This is a genomic window from Breoghania sp. L-A4, from assembly GCF_003432385.1.
GTDB lineage: Bacteria > Pseudomonadota > Alphaproteobacteria > Rhizobiales > Stappiaceae > Breoghania.
This window is the reverse complement of the sequence record NZ_CP031841.1, coordinates 536,995-557,680: the sequence shown is the minus strand read 5'-3', so window position 1 is coordinate 557,680 and position 20,686 is coordinate 536,995. Positions and strand designations below refer to the sequence as shown.

23 protein-coding genes, 1 tRNA gene and 1 pseudogene are annotated in these 20,686 nt (G+C 67.4%); 21 read left to right on the top strand and 4 right to left on the bottom strand.

The features are described from left to right. Positions 1-12 precede the first annotated feature (12 nt). Both gspM and D1F64_RS02700 read left to right on the top strand, forming a co-directional pair. Positions 13-582 carry a type II secretion system protein GspM gene (gene gspM / locus D1F64_RS02705; RefSeq protein ID WP_162901236.1) on the top strand — a complete coding sequence of 190 codons (570 nt, stop codon included), beginning with the start codon at positions 13-15 and terminating at the stop codon, positions 580-582. Further along, positions 582-1,118, top strand: a complete 537-nt coding sequence (locus D1F64_RS02700; RefSeq protein ID WP_117411159.1) for a hypothetical protein — start codon at positions 582-584, stop codon at positions 1,116-1,118. The genes gspM and D1F64_RS02700 overlap by 1 nt, the downstream gene beginning before the upstream one ends. A gap of 34 nt (positions 1,119-1,152) precedes the next feature. Here D1F64_RS02700 and phnF read toward each other — a convergent pair whose 3' ends face one another. Next, positions 1,153-1,932, bottom strand: coding sequence for a phosphonate metabolism transcriptional regulator PhnF (gene phnF / locus D1F64_RS02695; RefSeq protein ID WP_248304591.1), 780 nt, complete (start codon positions 1,930-1,932; stop codon positions 1,153-1,155). Positions 1,933-2,114: 182 nt separating this feature from the next. Between phnF and phnG the strand changes: the two genes are divergently transcribed. The 14 genes and pseudogenes from phnG to D1F64_RS02625 all read left to right on the top strand — a co-directional run bounded on the left by phnG (position 2,115) and on the right by D1F64_RS02625 (position 13,587). Then, positions 2,115-2,552 carry a phosphonate C-P lyase system protein PhnG gene (gene phnG, locus D1F64_RS02690; RefSeq protein ID WP_117411158.1) on the top strand — a complete coding sequence of 146 codons (438 nt, stop codon included), beginning with the start codon at positions 2,115-2,117 and terminating at the stop codon, positions 2,550-2,552. Further along, positions 2,549-3,160 (top strand): phosphonate C-P lyase system protein PhnH, encoded by a 612-nt coding sequence (gene phnH, locus D1F64_RS02685; protein ID WP_117411157.1) that lies wholly within the window; start codon positions 2,549-2,551, stop codon positions 3,158-3,160. Before phnG ends, phnH begins: the two co-directional genes overlap by 4 nt. Before the next feature lie 3 nt (positions 3,161-3,163). Next, positions 3,164-4,276, top strand: a complete 1,113-nt coding sequence (locus D1F64_RS02680) for a carbon-phosphorus lyase complex subunit PhnI (protein ID WP_117411156.1) — start codon at positions 3,164-3,166, stop codon at positions 4,274-4,276. Between the two features lie 5 nt (positions 4,277-4,281). Then, positions 4,282-5,223, top strand: a complete 942-nt coding sequence (locus tag D1F64_RS02675) for an alpha-D-ribose 1-methylphosphonate 5-phosphate C-P-lyase PhnJ (RefSeq protein ID WP_117414378.1) — start codon at positions 4,282-4,284, stop codon at positions 5,221-5,223. A 29-nt stretch (positions 5,224-5,252) separates the two neighbouring features. Next, complete coding sequence (gene phnK, locus D1F64_RS02670) at positions 5,253-6,029, top strand: phosphonate C-P lyase system protein PhnK (RefSeq protein WP_117414377.1); 777 nt, start codon at positions 5,253-5,255, stop codon at positions 6,027-6,029. A gap of 2 nt (positions 6,030-6,031) precedes the next feature. Next, on the top strand, positions 6,032-6,745 hold the full coding sequence (gene phnL, locus D1F64_RS02665) for a phosphonate C-P lyase system protein PhnL (protein ID WP_117411155.1): 714 nt from the start codon (positions 6,032-6,034) through the stop codon (positions 6,743-6,745). Then, a pseudogene (locus D1F64_RS02660) lies at positions 6,742-7,347 on the top strand (DapH/DapD/GlmU-related protein); the annotation flags it as partial. The gene phnL and the pseudogene D1F64_RS02660, both read left to right, overlap by 4 nt. 129 nt (positions 7,348-7,476) lie before the next feature. Then, on the top strand, positions 7,477-8,337 hold the full coding sequence (gene phnC, locus D1F64_RS02655) for a phosphonate ABC transporter ATP-binding protein (protein ID WP_117414376.1): 861 nt from the start codon (positions 7,477-7,479) through the stop codon (positions 8,335-8,337). Positions 8,338-8,477: 140 nt separating this feature from the next. Continuing rightward, the gene (gene phnD, locus D1F64_RS02650; protein WP_117414375.1) at positions 8,478-9,476 is read left to right on the top strand and encodes a phosphonate ABC transporter substrate-binding protein; all 999 of its coding nucleotides are present in this window, start codon (positions 8,478-8,480) and stop codon (positions 9,474-9,476) included. Positions 9,477-9,549: 73 nt separating this feature from the next. Further along, positions 9,550-10,356, top strand: a complete 807-nt coding sequence (gene phnE, locus D1F64_RS02645; protein ID WP_117411154.1) for a phosphonate ABC transporter, permease protein PhnE — start codon at positions 9,550-9,552, stop codon at positions 10,354-10,356. Positions 10,357-10,442: 86 nt separating this feature from the next. Then, positions 10,443-11,162, top strand: a complete 720-nt coding sequence (locus D1F64_RS02640; RefSeq protein WP_117411153.1) for a DUF1045 domain-containing protein — start codon at positions 10,443-10,445, stop codon at positions 11,160-11,162. A gap of 42 nt (positions 11,163-11,204) precedes the next feature. Then, a complete protein-coding gene (locus tag D1F64_RS02635; protein ID WP_117411152.1) occupies positions 11,205-12,341 on the top strand; it encodes an alpha-D-ribose 1-methylphosphonate 5-triphosphate diphosphatase in 1,137 nt (378 codons plus the stop codon). Continuing rightward, positions 12,341-12,916, top strand: a complete 576-nt coding sequence (gene phnN / locus D1F64_RS02630) for a phosphonate metabolism protein/1,5-bisphosphokinase (PRPP-forming) PhnN (protein ID WP_117414374.1) — start codon at positions 12,341-12,343, stop codon at positions 12,914-12,916. Before D1F64_RS02635 ends, phnN begins: the two co-directional genes overlap by 1 nt. Before the next feature lie 59 nt (positions 12,917-12,975). Continuing rightward, on the top strand, positions 12,976-13,587 hold the full coding sequence (locus D1F64_RS02625; RefSeq protein WP_117411151.1) for a pyridoxamine 5'-phosphate oxidase family protein: 612 nt from the start codon (positions 12,976-12,978) through the stop codon (positions 13,585-13,587). 299 nt (positions 13,588-13,886) lie between these two features. Here D1F64_RS02625 and queG read toward each other — a convergent pair whose 3' ends face one another. Together queG and D1F64_RS02615 are read right to left on the bottom strand one after the other, a co-directional pair. Beyond that, positions 13,887-15,065, bottom strand: a complete 1,179-nt coding sequence (queG, locus tag D1F64_RS02620) for a tRNA epoxyqueuosine(34) reductase QueG (protein WP_117411150.1) — start codon at positions 15,063-15,065, stop codon at positions 13,887-13,889. Between the two features lie 39 nt (positions 15,066-15,104). Then, positions 15,105-15,797, bottom strand: a complete 693-nt coding sequence (locus tag D1F64_RS02615; protein WP_117411149.1) for a glutathione S-transferase family protein — start codon at positions 15,795-15,797, stop codon at positions 15,105-15,107. 260 nt (positions 15,798-16,057) lie between these two features. Between D1F64_RS02615 and D1F64_RS02610 the strand changes: the two genes are divergently transcribed. Further along, on the top strand, positions 16,058-16,864 hold the full coding sequence (locus tag D1F64_RS02610) for an undecaprenyl-diphosphate phosphatase (RefSeq protein ID WP_117411148.1): 807 nt from the start codon (positions 16,058-16,060) through the stop codon (positions 16,862-16,864). Between the two features lie 18 nt (positions 16,865-16,882). Here the strand turns inward: D1F64_RS02610 and D1F64_RS02605 are convergent, their stop codons facing one another. After that, positions 16,883-17,857, bottom strand: coding sequence for a complex I NDUFA9 subunit family protein (locus D1F64_RS02605; RefSeq protein ID WP_117411147.1), 975 nt, complete (start codon positions 17,855-17,857; stop codon positions 16,883-16,885). Positions 17,858-18,104: 247 nt separating this feature from the next. Here D1F64_RS02605 and D1F64_RS02600 point away from each other — a divergent pair. The 4 genes from D1F64_RS02600 (at position 18,105) to D1F64_RS02585 (ending at position 20,652) form a co-directional block, all read left to right on the top strand. Then, positions 18,105-18,191, top strand: a tRNA-Leu gene (locus D1F64_RS02600). A 257-nt stretch (positions 18,192-18,448) separates the two neighbouring features. Beyond that, positions 18,449-19,069, top strand: coding sequence for a ribonuclease H-like domain-containing protein (locus tag D1F64_RS02595; protein ID WP_117411146.1), 621 nt, complete (start codon positions 18,449-18,451; stop codon positions 19,067-19,069). 192 nt (positions 19,070-19,261) lie between these two features. Continuing rightward, positions 19,262-20,065 carry an LPS export ABC transporter periplasmic protein LptC gene (gene lptC, locus D1F64_RS02590; RefSeq protein ID WP_117411145.1) on the top strand — a complete coding sequence of 268 codons (804 nt, stop codon included), beginning with the start codon at positions 19,262-19,264 and terminating at the stop codon, positions 20,063-20,065. After that, complete coding sequence (locus tag D1F64_RS02585; RefSeq protein ID WP_205470625.1) at positions 20,062-20,652, top strand: LptA/OstA family protein; 591 nt, start codon at positions 20,062-20,064, stop codon at positions 20,650-20,652. Before lptC ends, D1F64_RS02585 begins: the two co-directional genes overlap by 4 nt. Positions 20,653-20,686: the final 34 nt, after the last annotated feature.

The following is a 20,686-nucleotide window of genomic DNA, read 5'->3' as shown; positions in this document are numbered from 1 at the left end:
CATGCCCCTTCCTTGCGCCATTCCCTCGGCGTGCTGCCGGGCCGCGTGGCCGCGCTCGCCCTGCTTGCCGGGCTGGTGGCGAGCCTGATCCTCTTCATCGCCATCCCCGCCTACGACAGCTATGCGGCGCTCGGCGCGCAGATCGAGACCGCGCGGGTGAATCTTGGCCGCTTCCAGGCCATCATCTCCGGTCAGGCGCCCGCCGCATCCATGGATTCCGGCGAATGGGAAGGTCAGGCGTGGGACGGCCAGAGCGAGTCGATCGTCGCCGCGAATGTGCAGGCATTCATTCAGACCCAGGCGCGCGACAACAATGTCTCCGTCATCAGCGTCTCGCCGCTGCAGGCCCGCCCGTTCGAGAAATTCCGCACCATCGGCCTGCGCATCGAGTGCGAGGGCGAGATCGGCGCGGTCCGCGACCTGATCGGCGCGCTCGAGAACCACAAGCCGTTCATCTTCATCGCCGGCCTCGACCTGCGCCGCCAGTTGATCTTCGGCGAACGCATGCCGGGACAGAAGCTGCCGCTGTCCTTGCGGCTCGACGTCCACGTGCCGCTGAAGGTCGCGGAGGAGGACGGGTGATGCGACCGCGCCTTCTGCCTCCCATACCGTCGCTGGCGCTCTGCGGCCTGCTGGCGCTGACCGCCGCGGGCTTTGCCCAACTGCTGCGGCATCAGGTCGACATTTCGCCCCTGCGCGGCAGCGCCGCGAACAGTCAATCCCCCGCGCCCGAAGACCGCAGTCTGCCGGACTGGGACGCGCCCGATCCCGCCACGCTGACCGCCATTGTCGAACGGCCGCTGTTCATCGAGGGCCGCACCATGCCCGGTGACATCGTGGCAGACGTTGCGCCCGAGCCGCTCGAACAGGCCCCCGAACCGGTAATCGAAGAGGTGGCGCCGCCGCCGCCACCGCCGCTGGACTACGGTCTCGTCGGCGTGATGATCGCCGGCGGTGAGAAAAAGGCGCTGCTGGCGCATACCGCGACCGGCGTGCAGGTCTGGGTGGGGCTTTTTGACAAGCTCGCGTCCTGGTCAGTCACCGAGATCGCCAGCAACCGTGTCGTTCTGACCTACAAGGACGTCACCCGCAAGCTGGCGCTCTACCCGACCGACTGAGCCGCCTTGTCGCGGAGAATGCCGGGTCGGCCCGTCAGCTTTCCACCGTCAGCTGGATGCGTTCGGCCGCGAAGCGGCTGTGCGATACCTGGATCGGCACGCCCTCGCCGTCCACATTGACAATATCGTTCACCAGCACCGGCGCGCCGGGCGCGAGCTTCAGCCAACGCGCCTCCTCCGGCTCGGCAAGCCGGGCGGAAATGTCGGTGCGCTGGCGCGTGTAATCTTCAAGTCCGTGCGCGGCCAGCGCCATGGTCACCGAGCCGGTTTCCGCATAGCGGCTCACCAGGTCGGGAAAGCGCTCGGCGGAAAACCAGCTCGTTGACAGCGAGATCGGCACCCCGTCGGCAACCCGCAGGGTCTCCAGCCGGTGCACGGATTCGCCAGGCCTGAGCCGCAGCTTTTCCACCAGCCATGGGCTTGCCGTCTCGCGGCTTGAGGAAATCAGCCGGCCGCCTGGCGAGCGCGCCTGACGCCCGATGATTTCCGAAAACCGGGTCCGCGAGGCGATCGGATAGCTGATCGGAACGCTCTCGACGAAGGTGCCGCGGCCCTGCCGCGCCGCCAGCAGACCTTCCGCCGCAAGCTCCGCGACGGCCCGGCGCAGGGTATGGCGGTTGACGCCGAAGCGTTCGGCGAGCGCCGATTCCGCCGGCAGCCGTGATCCTTGCGCCCAGACGCCGGCGCGGATATCCGCCTTCAGCCGCTCGGCGATCTGCCGCCACAGCGCCACGCCGCCCGCCCGTTCCATCGCGAACCCGGCCGGCTCGGCGTGAAGGCCCGGCGTCTCTTCCCCGTCTCCCGAAAGCGTCATCTGCTGTCATCGCTCCGTCATGCTTGCCCGATAGGAATAGCACTCTAAAATATGGTTGTATAGATCACTAGACAATGTAGTGTGACATACAGCCACGAAGATCACCAATACGCCCGGACGCGGCCTCATGCGAGAGCGCAGGGCGCACTGGTTGCCTGACCACCGTTTCGAGGAGCCTGTCCATGACCCGCCAGGAAGCGATGACCCTGCTCGCACGCGCACCCACCGAAAGCCTGCGCGGCGCCTGGGAAACCTGGAGCGATCCGCCGGCGGCGGAAATGCTGCGCGGCCCGGAAAGCGGCATGATCATGCTGCGCGGACGCATCGGCGGCGGCGGCGCGCCCTTCAATCTGGGCGAAACCACGGTCTCGCGCGCCACCGTGCGGTTAGACAGCGGCGAAGTCGGTTTCTCCTGCGTGCTGGGCCGCGATCTGGAGAAGGCGCGACTTGCCGCGGTCTTCGACGGCTTGTGGCAGCGTCCCGAACATCGCAAGGCCGTGGAAGCCGCGCTGCTCGCCCCGCTCGCCAGATCGCTTGAGGAGGCCGACCGGCAAACCCGCGAGGAGGCGGCGGCCACAAAGGTCAACTTCTTCACCATGGTGCGCGGAGAAGACGAATGACCGCATCCGCCCAGAGCTTCACCGGCGGATTCAGTGCGCCGGTCTTCGATTCCCAGGCCACCTTCCGCGCGGTGCTGGATGCGCTGGCCCGCCCGGGCATGATCGTGCCGCTGGCGGCCCGCACCCATCCACCCAAGCCGCTGCCGCCGCTCGCCGCCGACATTCTGTGCGCGCTCGCCGATCAGGACACGCCGGTGCTGTTCAGCGCCGCCCCGGGCGGCTCAACCGTCGTCGCCGACTGGCTGCGGTTTCAGACCGGAGCGCCGGTCACAAATGATGCGGGCGCGGCCAGCTTCGCGGTCGCCGCCGATCTCAAGCACCTGCCCGCGTTGTCGCAGTTCCCGCAGGGCACGCCCGAATATCCCGACCGCTCCACAACGATCATCGTGCCGCTTTCGAGCCTCACCGGCGGCGACCCGGTGACGCTCAGCGGACCCGGCATCAAGGGTACGCGGACCTTCGCGCCCAAGGGCCTGTCCGCCGGCTTCTGGGAACAGGCCGCGGCCAACCACGCGCAATACCCGCGAGGCGTGGACCTGATCTTCGTGAGCGCCATCGCCATCGCGGCCCTGCCGCGCTCCACCACCATCGGAAAAGGCGAGGCCTGAGCCATGTATGTTGCCGTCAAGGGTGGCGAGACCGCCATCCGCAACGCCCACCGCCAGCTTGCCGACAAGCGGCGCGGCGATCGCACCCTTCCCGATATCACGCTGGAGCAGATCACCAGCCAGCTCTCACTGGCCGTCGACCGGGTGATGGCGGAAGGCTCGCTGTATGACCGCGATCTTGCGGCTCTCGCCCTCAAGCAGGCGCGCGGCGACATGATCGAGGCGATCTTCCTGCTGCGCGCCTACCGCACCACAGCGCCGCGCTTTGGCTTTTCCGAGCCGCTCGACACCGCGAAGATGATCGCCGAACGGCGCATCTCGGCCACGTTCAAGGACCTGCCGGGCGGGCAACTGCTGGGGCCGACGTTCGATTACACCCATCGGCTGCTCGACCCGTCGCTGGGACAGGATACGGATACGCCGGAGCCGCTGCGCGCCGAGCCCGACGCGGAGGCCGCCATTCCCCGCGTCACCGACCTGCTCGGCCACGAGGGCCTGATCGAGGGCGACGGCGAGCCCGATCCCGACGCCGAGGTCGGCGACCTGACGCGCGAGCCGCTGTCGTTTCCGGCCGATCGCGATCTGCGGCTTCAGGCGCTGGCGCGCGGCGACGAGGGTTTTCTGCTGGGGCTGGGCTACTCCACCCAGCGCGGCTATTCGCGCACCCATCCCTTCGTCGGCGAGATCCGCGTCGGCGAGGTCGAGGTGGAGGTCGAGATCCCGGAGCTGGGCTTCACCGTCTCCATCGGCCGCATCCAGGTGACCGAGTGCCAGATGGTCACCCAGTTCACCGGATCGGCCAAGGCCCAGCCGCAGTTCACCCGCGGCTACGGCCTGGTGTTCGGCCACTCCGAGCGCAAGGCCATGGCCATGTCACTGGTCGACCGGGCGCTGCGCGCGGACGAATTCGGCGAGGACCGGGTGGCCCCCGCGCAGGACGAGGAATTCGTGCTCTCGCATTCCGACAACGTGCAGTCGACCGGATTCGTCGAGCACCTGAAGCTGCCGCACTACGTCGACTTCCAGGCGGAACTCGATCTGGTGCGGCGCATGCGCGCCGAACACGACGCGCGATTGAAGACGCAGGCGACCGGCACGCAGGAGGCGGCTGAATGACCGACATGAGCCAGACAGAAACCCGACTGACGGGCACCGAACAGACCGCCTCCGGACCGGTCTACAATTTCGCCTATCTCGACGAGCAGACCAAGCGGATGATCCGCCGCGCGCTGCTGAAAGCCGTGGCGATCCCCGGCTACCAGGTGCCGTTCGCCAGCCGCGAAATGCCCATGCCCTACGGCTGGGGCACCGGCGGCGTGCAGGTCACCGCCGCGGTGCTCGGCCCCGAGGATACGCTGAAGGTTATCGACCAGGGCGCGGACGACACCACCAATGCGGTGGCGATTCGCGGCTTCTTCGAGAAAACCGCCCGGGTGAAGACCACGACGGCGACGGCCGAGGCGACGATCATCCAGACCCGCCACCGCATTCCGGAAGCGAAACTCACCGCCAGCCAGATCCTCGTCTACCAGGTGCCGATCCCCGAGCCGCTGCGCTTCCTGGAGCCGCGCGAGACCGAGACCCGCAAGATGCACGCGCTCGAGGAATACGGGCTGATGCATGTCAAGCTCTACGAGGACATCGCCCGGCACGGCCACATCGCCACCACCTACGCCTATCCGGTCAACGTCGCCGGGCGCTACGTGATGGATCCCTCGCCGATCCCGAAGTTCGACAATCCGAAGATGAACGACTGCGAGGCGCTGCAGCTCTTCGGCGCGGGCCGCGAGAAACGCATCTACGCCATCCCGCCGCACACTTCCGTGGTCAGCCTCGATTTCGAGGATCATCCCTTCGAGATCCAGGAGTTCTCGGAGCCCTGCGCCCTGTGCCACGCCACCGGCGTCTATCTCGACGAGGTGATCCTGGATGACGCGGGCGGGCGGATGTTCGTCTGCTCCGACACCGACTATTGCGAGGGCCGCCGCGCCGACGGGCATGGCCCCAGGGAGGCCGCCGTTGCCGGCTTCCCGGTCACAGATACCAAGGAGGCCTCCGCATGAGCCCCTCGTCCCAAGTCCCGGCGGCGACCATCGACGACCTGCCGCTGTTGCGCGCCTCCGGCTTGAGCAAATTCTACGGCGACCGCATCGGTTGCCGCGACGCCTCCCTGGCGCTCTGGCCCGGCGAGGTCCTGGCGATCGTCGGCGAGAGCGGCTCGGGCAAGACGACGCTGCTCAACTGTCTCGCCACCCGGCTGACGCCCACCGCCGGCTGCGTCGAATACCGCATGCGCGACGGCACCGTGCGCGATCTCTACCGCATGTCGGAAGCCGAGCGCCGCATCCTGATGCGCACCGACTGGGGCTTCGTGCACCAGAACCCCATCGACGGATTGCGCATGAGCGTGTCCGCCGGCGCCAATGTCGGCGAACGGCTGATGGCGGTGGGCGCGCGCCACTACGGCAACATCCGCAAGGAAGCGATGAGCTGGCTGGAGCGCGTCGAGATCACCACCGACCGGATCGACGATCCGCCGCGAAGCTTCTCCGGCGGCATGCGCCAGCGGCTGCAGATCGCCCGCAATCTGGTGACCAATCCGCGGCTGATCTTCATGGACGAGCCCACCGGCGGCCTCGACGTCTCGGTGCAGGCGCGGCTTCTGGATCTTCTGCGCCAGCTTGTGGCCGATCTCGGCCTGGCGGTCGTCATCGTCACCCACGACCTCGCCGTCGCCCGCCTTCTGTCGCACCGCATGATGGTGATGAAGGAGGGCCGCATCATCGAGGCGGGCCTCACCGATCGCGTTCTCGACGATCCGCGCGAGCCCTACACCCAGCTTCTCGTTTCCTCCATCCTGCAGGTCTGACCATGCCCGCCCGTCTCATCCTCACCGACGTCGGCAAGTGCTTCACCATGCATTTGCGCGGCGGCATGCAGATCCCGGTCGTCTCCGGCGTCTCCTTTTCGCTCGGCAGCGGCGAATGCGTCGTCCTCGGCGGCCCCTCCGGCATCGGCAAGAGCTCGATCCTGAAGATGATCTACGGCAACTACGGCACCGACCAGGGCCAGATCATCCTCTCCACCGACGACCGCGGGCTGATCGACATCGCTTCCGCCGACCCGCGCACCATTCATGCGCTGCGGGCGCGGACCATCGGCTACGTGTCGCAGTTCCTGCGTGTCGTGCCGCGCGTCTCCGCCCGCGACGTGGTCGCCGAGCCGCTGGTGACCCAGGGCGCGAACCGCGATACGGCCTACGCCCGCGCCGAAGATCTGCTCCAGCGCCTCAATGTGCCCAGGGCGCTTTGGGAGTTGCCCCCGGCGACGTTCTCGGGCGGCGAGCAGCAGCGCATCAACGTGGCGCGCGGCTTCATCTCCGATCACGCCATCCTGCTGCTCGACGAGCCGACCGCCTCGCTGGACGCGGAGAACCGGGCCGTCGTCGTCTCGCTGATCAACGAGAAGAAGGCCGCCGGGGTCGCCATACTCGGCATCTTCCACGACCACGACGTACGCGAGGTCGTCGCCGACCGGGTCATCGACGTCGCCGCCTTCTCCCGGCGCTCGGAGACCGCGGCATGAGCAAGCTGTCGGAAACACCCCTCATCCATGAGACGGCGGAGATCACCGCCACGACACTCGGGATCTACACCGAGGTTTCCGAGCGCTGCGTGATCACCGAGAGCAGCGTCAGCGACTATTCCTACCTGATGCAGGACTGCCAGGTCTGGGCGGCGGATATCGGCAAGTTCGCGAATATCGCCAGCCACGTGCGTCTCAACGCCACCAACCACCCGATGCAGCGCGCGACGCTGCATCACTTCACCTACCGCGCGGGCGATTATTTCGACGACGCCGAAAACGAGCCCGACTTCTTCGCCGCGCGCCGGGCCAATCGCGTCACCATCGGCCACGACACCTGGATCGGCCACGGCGCCACCGTGCTGCCGGGCGTCACCGTCGGCAACGGCGCGGTGGTGGCCGCCGGCGCCGTCGTCAGCAAGGACGTCGCGCCCTACGCGATTGTCGGCGGCGTCGCCGCCAAGCCGATCAAGCGCCGCTTCTCGCCGGACATCGCCGACCGGCTGGAGGCGCTTGCCTGGTGGAACTGGGATCACGCGCGCCTGCGCGCCGCGCTGGATGATTTCAGAAACCTCCCCATCGAGGCGTTTCTGGAGCGTCACGAAGAGTCATCGCCCTCCGGGCATGATGTTCGGCGGCTAAAAAAAGCCGATGTCACCCAACTGTCACGAAAGCGAAATACGGGCGCAACACAGACACGGTACGCACGAGCATCAACCGAGGGATTGCTTATGACCGCCGTGAAGATCGATGCGCTTTCCAAGAGCTTTGGCCGCAAGCTGGCCGTCAACGATGTTTCCCTGACGATTCCGGCGGGCGAAATGGTGGCTCTGATCGGCGCGTCGGGATCGGGCAAGTCGACCCTGATCCGGCACATCGCCGGGCTGGAGCGCGGAGACGCGGGCACCATCTCCATCGCCGGCCAGACGATCCAGGTCAACGGCAGGCTGTCGGGCGAAGCGCGTGAGATCCGCCGGCAGATTGGCGTCGTCTTCCAGCAGTTCAACCTGGTCAACCGCCTGTCGGTGCTGACCAATGTGCTGATCGGCTTCCTCGGACAGATCAGCACGTTCCGCGGCACCTTCGGCATGTTCACCGGATCGGAAAAACAAGCCGCCATGCGGGCGCTGGCCCGCGTCGGCATCGCCGACACGGCGCGCCAGCGCGCCTCGACGCTGTCGGGCGGCCAGAAGCAGCGCGCCGCCATCGCCCGGGCGCTCGTGCAGGGCGCAAAGCTGATGCTCGCCGACGAGCCGATCGCCTCGCTCGATCCGGCCTCCGCCAAGCGCGTCATGGAAATCCTCGCCGGGATCAACCGCGAGGACGGCCTGACCATTGTCGTCTCCCTGCACCAGGTGGAATACGCCCGCCGCTACTGCCCGCGCGCCATCGCCATGAAGGACGGCGGCATCGTCTATGACGGCCCATCGGTGGCGCTGACCAACGACTTTCTCAAGGAGCTGTATGGCGAGGCGTCGGAAGAACTGATCCTTCCCGATGCGCCCGTATCCGACGCTCCAGCTTCCGGTCAGCCCGTCTACCGGCCGGCGATCGTAACCGCATCCGGCGCCCAGGCGCTGGCAACCGCCTGAACCACAGCGTCAGGCCCCTCCCGGTCCCCCGCTGAATCGATGCTGGTTCAGCGAAGGATTCCGACCGGTTTTTTGATGCCGGACCGGCCTTGAAGCGTCCGAAGGACGCGGGCCGCCCCGGTTCGCACATGGAGAATACGATGAACGCGATCATGAAGGGCGCCGCCGCGGCCGCGCTTGCTCTCTCGCTCACCACGGCCGCCCAGGCCGAGATGACCGAGCTCAACTTCGGCATCATTTCCACCGAGTCGCAGCAGAACCTGAAGACCCAGTGGAACCCGTTCCTGGCCGAGATGGAAAAAGAGACCGGCCTGAAGGTCAACGCCTTCTTCGCCTCCGACTATGCCGGCGTCATCGAGGGCATGCGGTTTGGCAAGGTGCAGGTCGCCTGGTTCGGCAACAAGTCTGCCATGGAAGCCGTCGACCGTTCGGGCGGCGAAGTCTTCGCCCAGACCGTCGACGTCGAGGGCAACCCCGGCTACTGGTCGCTGCTGCTGGCCCACAAGGACAGCCCGATCAACTCGCTCGAGGACGTGCTGAAGTGCGACGGCACGCTCAACTTCGGCATCGGCGATCCGAACTCCACCTCGGGCTTCCTGGTCCCCACCACCTTCGTCTTCGCCAAGAACAACGTCGACCCGAAGAAATGCTTCAAGACGGTCCGCAACGCCAACCATGAGACCAACGCGATGGCGGTTGCCAACCAGCAGGTCGACGTGGCGACGAACAACACCGAGAACCTGTCGCGCATCGAGAAGAACAATCCCGAAGCCTTCAAGAACATCAAGATCGTCTGGAAGTCGCCGCTGATCCCGTCCGACCCGATCGTGTGGAAGAACGACCTCGACGAAGTCGCCAAGGCGAAGGTCTACAAGTTCTTCATGAGCTACGGCCGCATCGGCACGCCGGAAGCCGTCGCCAAGGCCCGCGAGATCCTCGCCGGTCTGCAGTGGGCGCCGTTCAAGCCCTCTTCCGACGCGCAGCTCTACCCGATCCGCGTGCTGGCGATCTCCAAGGACATCTTCAAGATCCAGGCCGACGAGAAGATGCCGGCTGCAGAGAAGACCGCCAAGCTCAAGGAGCTGGAAGCCGAGAAGAGCAAGATCGAAGCCCTGATGGCCGCCGTGCCGCAGGTCTGATCCTCAGTCATCTTCCCCCTGACGGCGGCGCGCTCTCGCGCCGCCGTTTTCACAGAACCCGCCGGACAAGACCATGACCACGCACTCCCCCGCCCACACGATCCCGGTTCCGCCGAAGGAGCTCACGCGGACTCTGTTCAGCTATGCGCTTTGGGGCGCGCTGATCGTGGGACTGCTGTGGAGCTGGGCGCCGGCGGAAATGAGCCGCTTCACCTATCTCTACACCGACGCCGGCAACATGGGCGAATACGCCTCGGCGTTCCTGTCGCCCAACTTCCGCGACTGGGAATATTATCTCGAGGAAATGATCCTCACGGTGCAGATCGCCCTGTGGGGCACGGTGCTCGCCGTGATCGTCGGCATTCCGTTTGCGCTGCTGTCGTCCTCCAACATCGCGCCGGCGTGGATCGTGCAGCCCGTGCGCCGGCTGATGGACGCCTGCCGCGCCATCAACGAGCTGGTCTTCGCCGTGCTCTTCGTCGTCGCCGTGGGCCTGGGCCCCTTCGCCGGCGTCATGGCGCTCTTCGTGCACAACACCGGCATCGTCGCGAAACTGTTCTCCGAGGCCGTCGAGGCCATCGATCCCTATCCCGTGGAAGGCATCCGCGCCACCGGCGCCTCCAAGCTGCAGGAGATCATCTTCGGCGTGGTGCCGCAGGTGCTGCCGCTGTGGATCTCCTTCTCGCTCTACCGGTTTGAGACCAACGTGCGCTCTGCGACCGTGCTGGGCATTGTCGGTGCCGGCGGAATCGGACAAATCATGTTCGAATCCATCCGCGGTTTCTACTATGCTGAAACGGCCGCCATTCTGATCATCGTCGTCGTCACGGTGACGATCGTCGATCTGATATCGCAGCAGCTGCGCAAGCTGGCGATCTGACGCTGCCGCTTGCGCGCCTTCATCCTTGCCGGCCCCTCCCGGACCGGCGCTCGCATGCGGACCCCATCCGCGGACTGACGAACCCGATGCGCACCGCCCTGTATTTCACGCCGCGACGCGACCACCCGCTGTTGCATGCCGCCGTCGACTGGCTCGGCCGCGACGCCTATGGCGAACGCGTCCCGTCGGGTCCCGATCTTGACGGTTCCGGTCCAGACACGCTCACAACCGAGGATTGGGCGAAGGTCACCGCGGCCCCGCGCCGCTATGGCTTCCACGCCACCGTCAAGGCGCCGTTCCGGCTGGCGCGCGGCAAGTCCGTGGCCGAGCTGGATGCGGCGCTCTCCGCCTACTGCCTGGAGACCGCGCCCGTGATCCTGCCGGGGCTGCGGCTCTCGCGGCTCGGATCCTTCTTCGCGCTGGTGCCCTCGGAACCCTCGGCACACCTGCAGGCGTTTGCCGGCGAGGCCGTGCGGGCGTTCGAGCCGTTTCGCGCGGAGTTGAGCGACGCGGAGATCGCCCGGCGGGAGAAAGCGAGTCTCACGCAGACGCAGCGCAAGAACATCCGCGACTGGGGCTATCCTTACGTCTTCGACGACTTCCGCTTCCACATGACGCTCACGGGCCCCGTGCCCGAGGCCGACCAGCCGCGCGTCGAAGCGGCGCTGCGCACGCACTTCCACGCGTTTCTCGGCGAGGAAGGCACCAGCGCGCCATTTGCCGTCGACACCCTGGCGCTGTTCGTCGAACCGGAAGACGGCGCCGATTTCACCATATTTTCCGCGCATGACCTGCGCTGCCCGTAACCCCTGCCGCCCCCGGCATACAGTCAAGGCCCGACAGATCCGATGAGTGAGACGATATTCAGAAACGCCCGCCTGGTGTTGGCCGACACCGTCATCCACGGCGACCTCTGCGTGCGCGACGGGGTGATCGCGGCGATTGACACCGCGAGCCCCGGCGCCGGCGAGGACATGCAAGGCGACTGGCTGGTCCCCGGCCTCATCGAGCTGCACACCGATCACCTGGAGTGCCACTACGCGCCGCGCCCCGGCGTGCGCTGGAACCCGCTCGCCGCCGTGCAGGCGCATGACGCGCAGATCGCCGCGTCGGGCATCACCACCGTGTTCGACGCCCTGCGCGTCGGCATGGACGAGGACTCTCGCGTCACCTCCGCCGACATGCGGCTACTGGCCGACGCCATCGAATTCGCCCAGACGTCGGACCGTCTGCGCGCCGACCACTTCATTCACCTGCGCTGCGAGGTGTCTTCGCCCGACGCGCTCGAGGGCTTTCATCTCTTCGACGACGACGAGCGCGTCAGGCTCGCCTCGCTGATGGATCACACGCCCGGACAGCGCCAGTTTGTCAGCCTCGACGCCTACAAGATCTACTACCAGGGCAAGACCGGCATGTCGGACGCCGAATTCGAGGCCTTCTCCGCCATGCGGATGGCCCAGGCCGGCAAATATTCCGACGCCAACCGCGCCGCGATCTCGAGCCAGTGCCACGAGCGCGGCATCGTGCTCGCCAGCCATGACGACGCCACTCAGGCGCATGTCGACGAGGCAGTGGGCCAGGGCATCGCGGTCGCCGAATTCCCCACCACGCTGGACGCCGCCCGCGCCTCGCACAAGGCGGGCATGAAGGTGCTGATGGGCGCGCCCAACGTGGTGCGCGGCGGCTCGCATTCCGGCAATGTGGCGGCGCGCAAACTGGCCGAGGCCGGTCTGCTCGATGTGCTGTCGTCCGACTACGTGCCCTTCTCGCTGCTGCAATCCGCCTTCATGCTGGCGGAAACCGTCGAAGGCATCTCGGTCAACGCGGCGATCAACATGGTCACGAAGACGCCGGCGGAAGCCGTCGGGCTCGAGGACCGCGGCATGATCGCCGTGGGACGCCGCGCGGATCTGGTGCGGGTGCGCACCGACGGCGACGTGCCGCTGATCCGCTCGGTCTGGCGCGAAGGCCGGCGGGTGTCGTGATGGCGCGCGCGGAGCCATCCCCGGAGGCGGGCGGCACCTTCGTCGCCGTCGTCGGGCCCAGCGGCGTCGGCAAGGACAGCCTGCTCGCCTATGCGGCGGAACGGCTCGGCTCGGATCCGCGATTCGTCTTCGTCCGCCGCATCGTCACGCGCGCGGCCACCGCCGATCTCGAGGATCACGACAGCGTGACGCCGGAGGCCTTCGCGGATGACGCGAACGCCGGCCGCTTCGCGCTGCACTGGCAGGCGCACGGCCTGGGCTACGCCCTGCCCGGCGGCCTTCGCGACGATCTCGCGCAAGGCCGCGTGGTGATCGCCAACATCTCGCGCGGCAGCATCACGGCGGCGCGCGCGCAGTTCGAAAACTGCCGCATCGTCTCGATCACCGCGCCGCGCGAGGTTCTCGCCGCCCGCCTCGCCGGCCGCGGCCGCGAGAGCGCGGAGGATGTCGCGGCCCGTCTGGCCCGCGCGGCCCAACCCATCGCCGGTGACGATGTCTGCACGCTCGACAACGGCGGCGCGCTTGCCGACGCCGGCGAGGCGCTGGTGGATCTGCTGACCCGCTACGCCGGGTAGCACGCCGAAGTCTCGTTTCACCCGCGATCGCCACAACGGGCGGCCACAAGGAGCCTTGCATGGACACCATCGACACCCTGGACCAGCTCGAGGCGATCTACGGCACGCCGGTGGACGCCTCGATCGTCAAGGAAGTGCCCCGCGTCACCGACCAGTATCGGGCGTTCATCGAGGCGGCGCCCTTCGTGGCGCTCGCCACCGCCGGGCCCGAGGGGCTGGACTGCTCGCCGCGCGGCGATCTGCCCGGCTTCGTACGCATCCACGACGACAAGACGCTGATGATCCCCGACCGGGCCGGCAACAACCGCGTCGACTCGCTGCGCAACATCGTCCGCGATCCGCGCGTGGGGCTGCTGTTCATGATTCCGGGCTCGGGCACCACAATCCGCTGCAACGGCCGCGCCGTGCTCTCCACGCAGCCGGAGCTGCTCGCTTCCTTCGCGGTCAACGACAAGCCGCCGCGCAGCGTCATCGTGGTCTCCATCGAGACGCTCTACTTCCAGTGCGCCCGCGCCATCGTGCGCGCAAGGCTGTGGGACGCGCAGGCTCAGGTGGATCCCAAGAGCCTGCCGACCGCCGGCCAGATTCTCGCCGCGCTCAGCGAGGGCCGCGTCGGCGGCGAGGCCTACGACAAGGCCTGGCCCGCCCGCGCCGCCAAGACGCTGTGGTAAGGGACCCGCGGTCCTGAAAGACGCGCAGTGTACGGCGGCCCCTTGGTGTTGGCGGTTGCCCCCGAAATCGTCATCAATCCTGCGCCCTCGCCACCCCTTCGATGTCATCCCGGCCTCCGAGCCGGGATCCAATATACCGTTCAACGAATACTGCGGCATGGCTTCGTTCGCGGGCGTCTCCACCAGCCCATAGGCGCCATCGCAAGCGGATATCAGAGTAGGCCCCGGCTCGGAGGCCGGGGTGACGATCATCGTGGGACATGCGCTGACGTCGAGCCGTTACAGGATCGTCCGATCCATCATGAAGCCCCGTCCGCCTCCCCCCACTCCGCCCGCACATCGGCCTCCGTCTCCGTCGCCTCGCGCGCATTCCTTAGCCGCCTAAGCTTCTCCTTCGGCAACAGCCGCGACAGCGCCCAGACAGCCGCGCCGCGCACCTCCGCCGCGCCGTCATCGAGCAGTGCTGCGACCGGCTGCGCGAGCGCCTCGGATCCCGAATTACCCGCCGCGATCAGCACGTTGCGCAGGAATCGGTCGCGGCCGATGCGCTTGATTGGTGAGCCGGCAAACTGTTTTCGGAATCCCGCGTCGTCGAGACCGAGAAAACCGGCCAGCGCGGGCAGCTTCAGGTCGTCGCGGGCGTGCAGTTTCGCCTCATGTGCTTCGGCGGCAAACTTGTTCCACGGACAGACCGCCAGGCAATCGTCGCAGCCGTAGATCCGGTTGCCCATGGCTTCGCGGAATTCCAGCGGGATCGGCCCCTTGTGCTCGATGGTGAGATAGGAGATGCAGCGCCGCGCATCCAACCGGTAGGGCGCGGGGAAGGCGTCCGTGGGACAGGCATCCAAACACGCCCGGCAGGAGCCGCAGTGATCGGCCTCCGGCGCATCGGCGGGCAGGTCAAGCGTGGTGAAGATGGCGCCGAGAAACAGCCACGAACCCAGCTCGCGCGACACAAGATTGGTGTGCTTGCCCTGCCAGCCGAGCCCCGCGGCCTCCGCCAGCGGCTTTTCCATCACCGGTGCCGTGTCCACGAACACCTTCACGTCCAGCGGCGCCGCGCCGGGTTCCGCCGCCGCCGAGGCGCGGGCCGCAATCTGGCCCGCCAAGGTCTTCAGCCTGCCCTTGATGATGTCGTGATAGTCGCGGTTGCGGGCGTAGACCGAGATCCCGGCGCGGTCGGGATGCGCCAGGTGCTCCAGCGGATCGCCGTCGGGCCCGTAGTTCATGCCCAGCATGATCACCGAGCGCACCTCGGGCCACAGCGCGCGCGGGCTGGCGCGCCGCTCCGCCGTCTCCGCCATCCACTCCATGCTGGCGTGATGGCCGTCGCTGAGAAACTGCCTGAGCCTGGGAGCGGCCTGCGGAATCGCGTCAGCCGAGGTGACGCGGCAGGCATCGAATCCGAGCGCCCCGGCGCGCGCGGCGATCTCGGCCTTCAGCCTTTCGGCCTTCTGCGTGCCAGCGTCCCGCGTCATCGGTTCTTTCGATCAGCCGCGCCGCCCGGGCGGCGGGTTTCAAAAATCCAGATCCTCATAGCTCGCGGAAGGCTTCATGCCGCGGATCTTCTCCGCCAGCAGCGGCCGGAAGCTCGGCCGCGACTTCATGCGTGCGTACCACGCCTTGGCGTTCTCATCCGTGTCCCATGGCACCTCGCCGAGATAATCGGCGCAGGACAGCTCGGCTGCGGCCGCGAAATCCGCGAAGCTCAGCCGGTCGCCGCCCAGCCAGCGGCGCGAGGCCGCCAGATAGCCGATGTAGCGCAGATGCGAGCCCATGTTGGCGCGCGCCGCGCGCAGCATGGTCGAATCAGGCGCTCCGCCCCCCGCTTCGCGCGGCATCTCCTGCTTGTAGACCTTCTCGCGCACGAAGGGGCCGACCACCTCGTTGTCGAACTTGGTCAGGAACCAGTCGACCAGGCGGCGGACCTCCGCGCGCCGTCCCGCGTTGTCGGGCAAGAGCCGCTTCTCCGGCGTCATGTAGCCGCGCGTCTCGTCGAGATACTCCATGAGCACGCCCGCGCCGCAGATCGCCGGGCCGTCGTTTTCCACAACCACCGGTACGGTGCCGGCCGGATTGACGAGCAGGAACTCGCGCCGCCGCTCCCACGGCTGCTCCAGCCGCGGATCGACATGAACCTCATATTCGGCGAGCACCAGGCGGGCGAACCGCGAGGCCGGCGAAAAAGGGTGATGATAAAGAACCAGCATGCGTGTTTTATTTCCGTCCACCGGTCACAAAGCGCCCTCAAATGCGCGGGAGGGATTCCGCCCGCGCGCAAAGCGCTTTAGTGTGTCGCGCAGCCTTCAGGCTCCCAAGCCCTGACCACCGACCCAAGCCATCGCCCCCAAGCCACGACCCTGTCGCTGAATAGACCGCGACGCGGTGCGAGACAAGAAGGGTGCGAGACAACATCGCCACGGATGCGGTATCACCTGTCCCGCCCGACACGCACAATGGATCGTTCCCCATGGAAGCACAAACGATTGCCGAAGCGCTGATCCTCGGCCTTGTCGAGGGGCTGACGGAGTTCATTCCCGTCTCCTCCACCGGCCATATCCTGCTGCTGGGGCATTTCATCGGCTTCGACAATCCCGGCAAGACATTCGAGGTGCTGATCCAGCTCGGCGCGATCCTCGCCATCCTGTCGGTCTATTTCGCCCGTCTGCTCAACATTCTCCTGGCGCTGCCGCGCGATCCGCGCACGCAGCGTTTCGTCGCCGGCATCCTGCTGGCCTTCCTGCCCGCCGCCGTCATCGGCTTCTTCGCGCACGGGTTCATCAAGACCGTGCTGTTTGAATCGCCCCAGCTGATCTGCACCACGCTGCTGGTCGGCGGAATCATCCTGCTGATCATCGACCGGCTGCCGCTGAAGCCGCGTTATGACGAGATCACCGATTATCCGCTGTCGCTGTGCTTCAAGATCGGCTGCTGCCAGGTGCTCGCCATGGTGCCCGGCGTCTCGCGCTCGGGCGCGACGATCGGCGGCGCGCTGCTGCTGGGCACCGACAAGCGCTCGGCGGCGGAATTCTCGTTCTTCCTCGCCATGCCGACGATGACCGGCGCCTTCGCGCTGGATCTTTACAAGAACTACGACATTCTCAGCGCCGACGACGTGGCGGTGATCTCGATCGGCTTCGTCACCGCGTTTCTCGCCGGCGTCGCCGTGGTGCGCTGGCTGCTGGGCTATGTCGCCCAGCACGGCTTCGCGCTGTTCGCCTGGTGGCGGATCCTCGTCGGCACGCTCGGCTTCGCGGGGCTTTACTTCCTCGGCTGAGCGCGGCGTCGGCTGGCCTCACACGATCGGATGCGCGTCGTACTGACCGTGCTCGCGGAAGCGCCACAGGTAGCTCGGCAGGATCGCGGCCATCGTGTCGGGCTGGATGCCCAGGCCGTCGAGCGTCAGCCCCGCCTCGCGCGCCGCACTGGACACCACGTTGTCGTGCTCCAGCATCCGCACCTGGTCCAGCGTCAGCGGCGCGCCGGGCAGGCGCTGGGCGACGCGGCCGATCATCCGGGCGGCGGCGAACGGCACAGGCAGCAGCAGGCGCTTGCGGCCGATGATCTCGAGCATCAGCTCCAGGCATTCGCGGAAGGACTTCACCTGCGGGCCGCCCAGCTCATAGGTCGCGCCCGCCCTCGCCTCACCCTCGACCGCCCGCGCGATGGCTTCCGCCACATCGCCGACAAACACCGGCTGGAATTTCGTCTCGCCGCCGCCGATCAGCGGCAGCGCCGGCGACATCCGCGCCATGCCGGCGAAGCGGTTGAAGAAATCGTCCTCGGGACCGAAGACGATGGAGGGCCGCATGATCACCGCGGCTTTCAGCGTCTCGCGCACCGCCGCCTCGCCGGCCGCCTTCGACCGCGCGTAGCCCGAATTGGACTGCGCGTCCGCGCCGATGGCCGACAGATGCACCACATTGGCAATGCCCGCGCCGCGCGCGGCTTCCGCCACAGCGCCCGCGCCGAACGCATGCACCGCGTCAAACGTCTGCTTGCCGCTTTGCGCCAGCACGCCGACGAGATTGATCACCGCGTCCGCGCCGTCCACCGCCTGGTCCACCGACCAGCGGTAGCGCAGGTTGGCCTGCACGGGCTGGATCTGGCCGACGCCGCCCATCGGCTGCAGGAAACCCGCCAGATCGGGGCGGCGCACCGCCACCCGGATCCGCCAGCCGCGCTGGGCCAGCGCGCGCACCACATGGCGGCCGACAAAGCCGGATCCGCCGAACACCGTCGCCAGTTTGCCGTTGAGTGCCGTGGTCATGGCCTGCCGTTCCTCGTCAAGTGCCCGTCCGCGCGCAAATCGCGCCGGGACGCGTTGCGCGCCGCGGGAGGGCGCACCGCGCGCCCAACCCCTTGAAAGCCTTCTGCTCGTTCTCATACCGCCTCGGCGCGGCGCTGTGAAGAGCGCTCGAAAACCGATCGCCTTGCGTGTGGCGGTGGAAAAGCGGAATGCCGCTTGAGAGTCGATTGACAAGCTCCCGCGCGCCCCGTAAACATCGCCGCCATCGGCCCAGGTGGCGGAACTGGTAGACGCGCTAGCTTCAGGTGCTAGTTCTCGAAAGGGAGTGGAGGTTCGAGTCCTCTCCTGGGCACCAAATCACTGCTTCGGATGTTCCAGTTCATCCGGATATCTCCAAGAAAAGCCCGGTTCGCCGGGCTTTTTTTGTGTCTGGATTCTCCTCTTTCCGACGCCTGCCGCGCCGCCGCACACACCATTGCGCGCGCCAGGCTTGATCTGGCGCGGCGTCTTGCGGGCCTGGGCACTCTTCCCCCGTTTGCATCGCTCGCCCGTTCTGGCGTACACAGCCTGTCAAAGCGCGGCCTGCGCGCCGTTCCACATTGCGAGACATCCATGACCATCCGGCTGCACAAGGGCGATCTGCCCGATCTTTCCGCCTATGCCGCCACCAATGCTGTGGCGGTGGACACCGAGACCATGGGGCTGAACCCCAAGCGCGACCGGCTGTGCGTGGTGCAGCTGTCGCCCGGCGACGGCACGGTGGACGTGGTGCAGATCGCCAAGGGCCAGACGGCCGCGCCGAACCTCGAGAAGCTGCTCAGCGACCCATCGATAACCGTGATCTTCCATTTCGCCCGCTTCGACGTGGCAGCACTTTCCGCCGGGCTGGGCATCTCGACGACGCCGATCTGGTGCACCAAGATCGCCTCGCGTCTGGTGCGCACCTACACGGACCGGCACGGGCTCAAGGATCTGACGCGCGAGCTGCTCGGCGTGGATCTGTCCAAGCAGCAGCAGAGCTCGGACTGGGGCGCGGACGATCTCACCGAGGCGCAGCTCACCTATGCGGCGTCGGACGTGCTGCATCTGCACGGGCTTCGCGAAAAACTCACGGTGATGCTGGAGCGCGAGGGTCGCCTGGACCTGGCGCAGGCGTGTTTCGACTTCCTGCCCGCCCGCGCGCGGCTCGATCTCGAGGGCTGGCCGGACATCGACATCCTCGCCCATTCGTAAGCCGTGTCCGCTCGCAGGAAGGCCGGAGCCCTCGCGCCCTGGTCCCCGGCCGCGCGCGGTTCTGCGGGAAATATTGCACGACAGGCGCTCGCACTTCGCTCATAAAGCGCCATATGGTGGTTTTGCACCCCCGGCCGAGGGCGCCCTTGCGCTTGCCCGGGACCGCCATGGCGGATTGAGCGGACACGACAGATGACGCACGGCACCATGCCCGGAGCACACGACATGCCCGCGCCGGATCTGCCCTTTCTCGGGCGGGAGCCGGGACGGACGGCGCCGCGTGCGTCCGGACGCGCGCGGCTGACGGGCTGGCGCGGCCATTCGGCGGCGCATCTGGCGCGCCAGCGCAAGGCCGCCCGGCGCCATTCCCGCCGGGTGCGGATCATGAAAATGCTGCTGCCGGCGATCAGCGGCCTGCTGGTGCTGGGCGTCGTCGGCGCCACCGCGCTGCAGAGCCTGCTGCCGGGGCTGGACCTCGGCCAGATCGGCCTGACCGGCGACGGCAGCATCGTCATGAACAACCCCAAGCTGTCGGGCCATGACGGCGAGCGCTCCTATCAGGTCTCCGCGCGGCGCGCGACACAGAACCTGTTCACCCCCAAGATCATCCAGCTGGAAGAGATCACCGCCCGGCTGAAGCTCTCGGCCACCGAATGGGCGGCGATCACCGCCGCGCATGGCACCTACGACAGCGGCGCGGAACAGCTCGCGCTCGACGACGGCATTGAAATCGAATGGAGCCGCGGCTATCAGGCGACGCTGAGCGCCGCGACCATCGATCTGAAGACCGGCGCCATCCTGTCCGACGATTCCATCGACATCTCGTCTCGACACGGCCACTTTCGCGCCGGCAAGATCGACGTGGACCAGGAGGGCACAACGGTGCGCTTTTCCAACGGCATCTCGATGAAGCTGCAACCGACGGCGCTGGACAAGGACTTCATGTCGACGTCCCCCGGCCAGGAAACCGCACCCGCCACGGAGACCGCTCAATGACGCCCATGACCCTCGCAGCCCGGCCCGCGGCCATGCGGCGCGGCGCGCTGCTTCTGGCGCTCGCGCTGGCGGGTGCGCTCGCATGTCTGATCCCGGGCGCGCAGGCGCAGACGTTTTCCAACGCGTTTGCCGGCTTCGGCTCCAACGCCAAGGACCCCATCGAGATCGAGGCGCGCGAACTGGAGGTGCACGACCAGAGCCATATGGCGGAATTCGCCGGCGACGTGGTGGTGCGCCAGGGCGAGGCGACGCTGAAGACCGAGCGGCTGAAGGTCTTTTACGCCGGCTCGGCCACCGGCGACGCCGTCCAGAGCCGCATCTCGCGGCTCGAGGCCAGCGGCACCGTCTATATTTCCTCGCGCGACCAGACCGCCACCGGCGACAGCGCCACCTTCGACATGGACAAGGAACGCCTGGTGCTCACCGGCCGCAAGGTGGTGCTCAGCCAGGGGCCGAACATCGTCGTCGGCAGCAAGCTGACGGTCAACCTGAAGACCGGCAAGGTGGATCTCGAGGCGCCCGCCAAGGGCCGCGTGAAGGTGCTGATCACCCCCAACAGCTTCCGCCAGCCGCCGCCGTCCAACTGATCGGTCCCCTGCCACAGCCGTTTGAGGCGCGCCG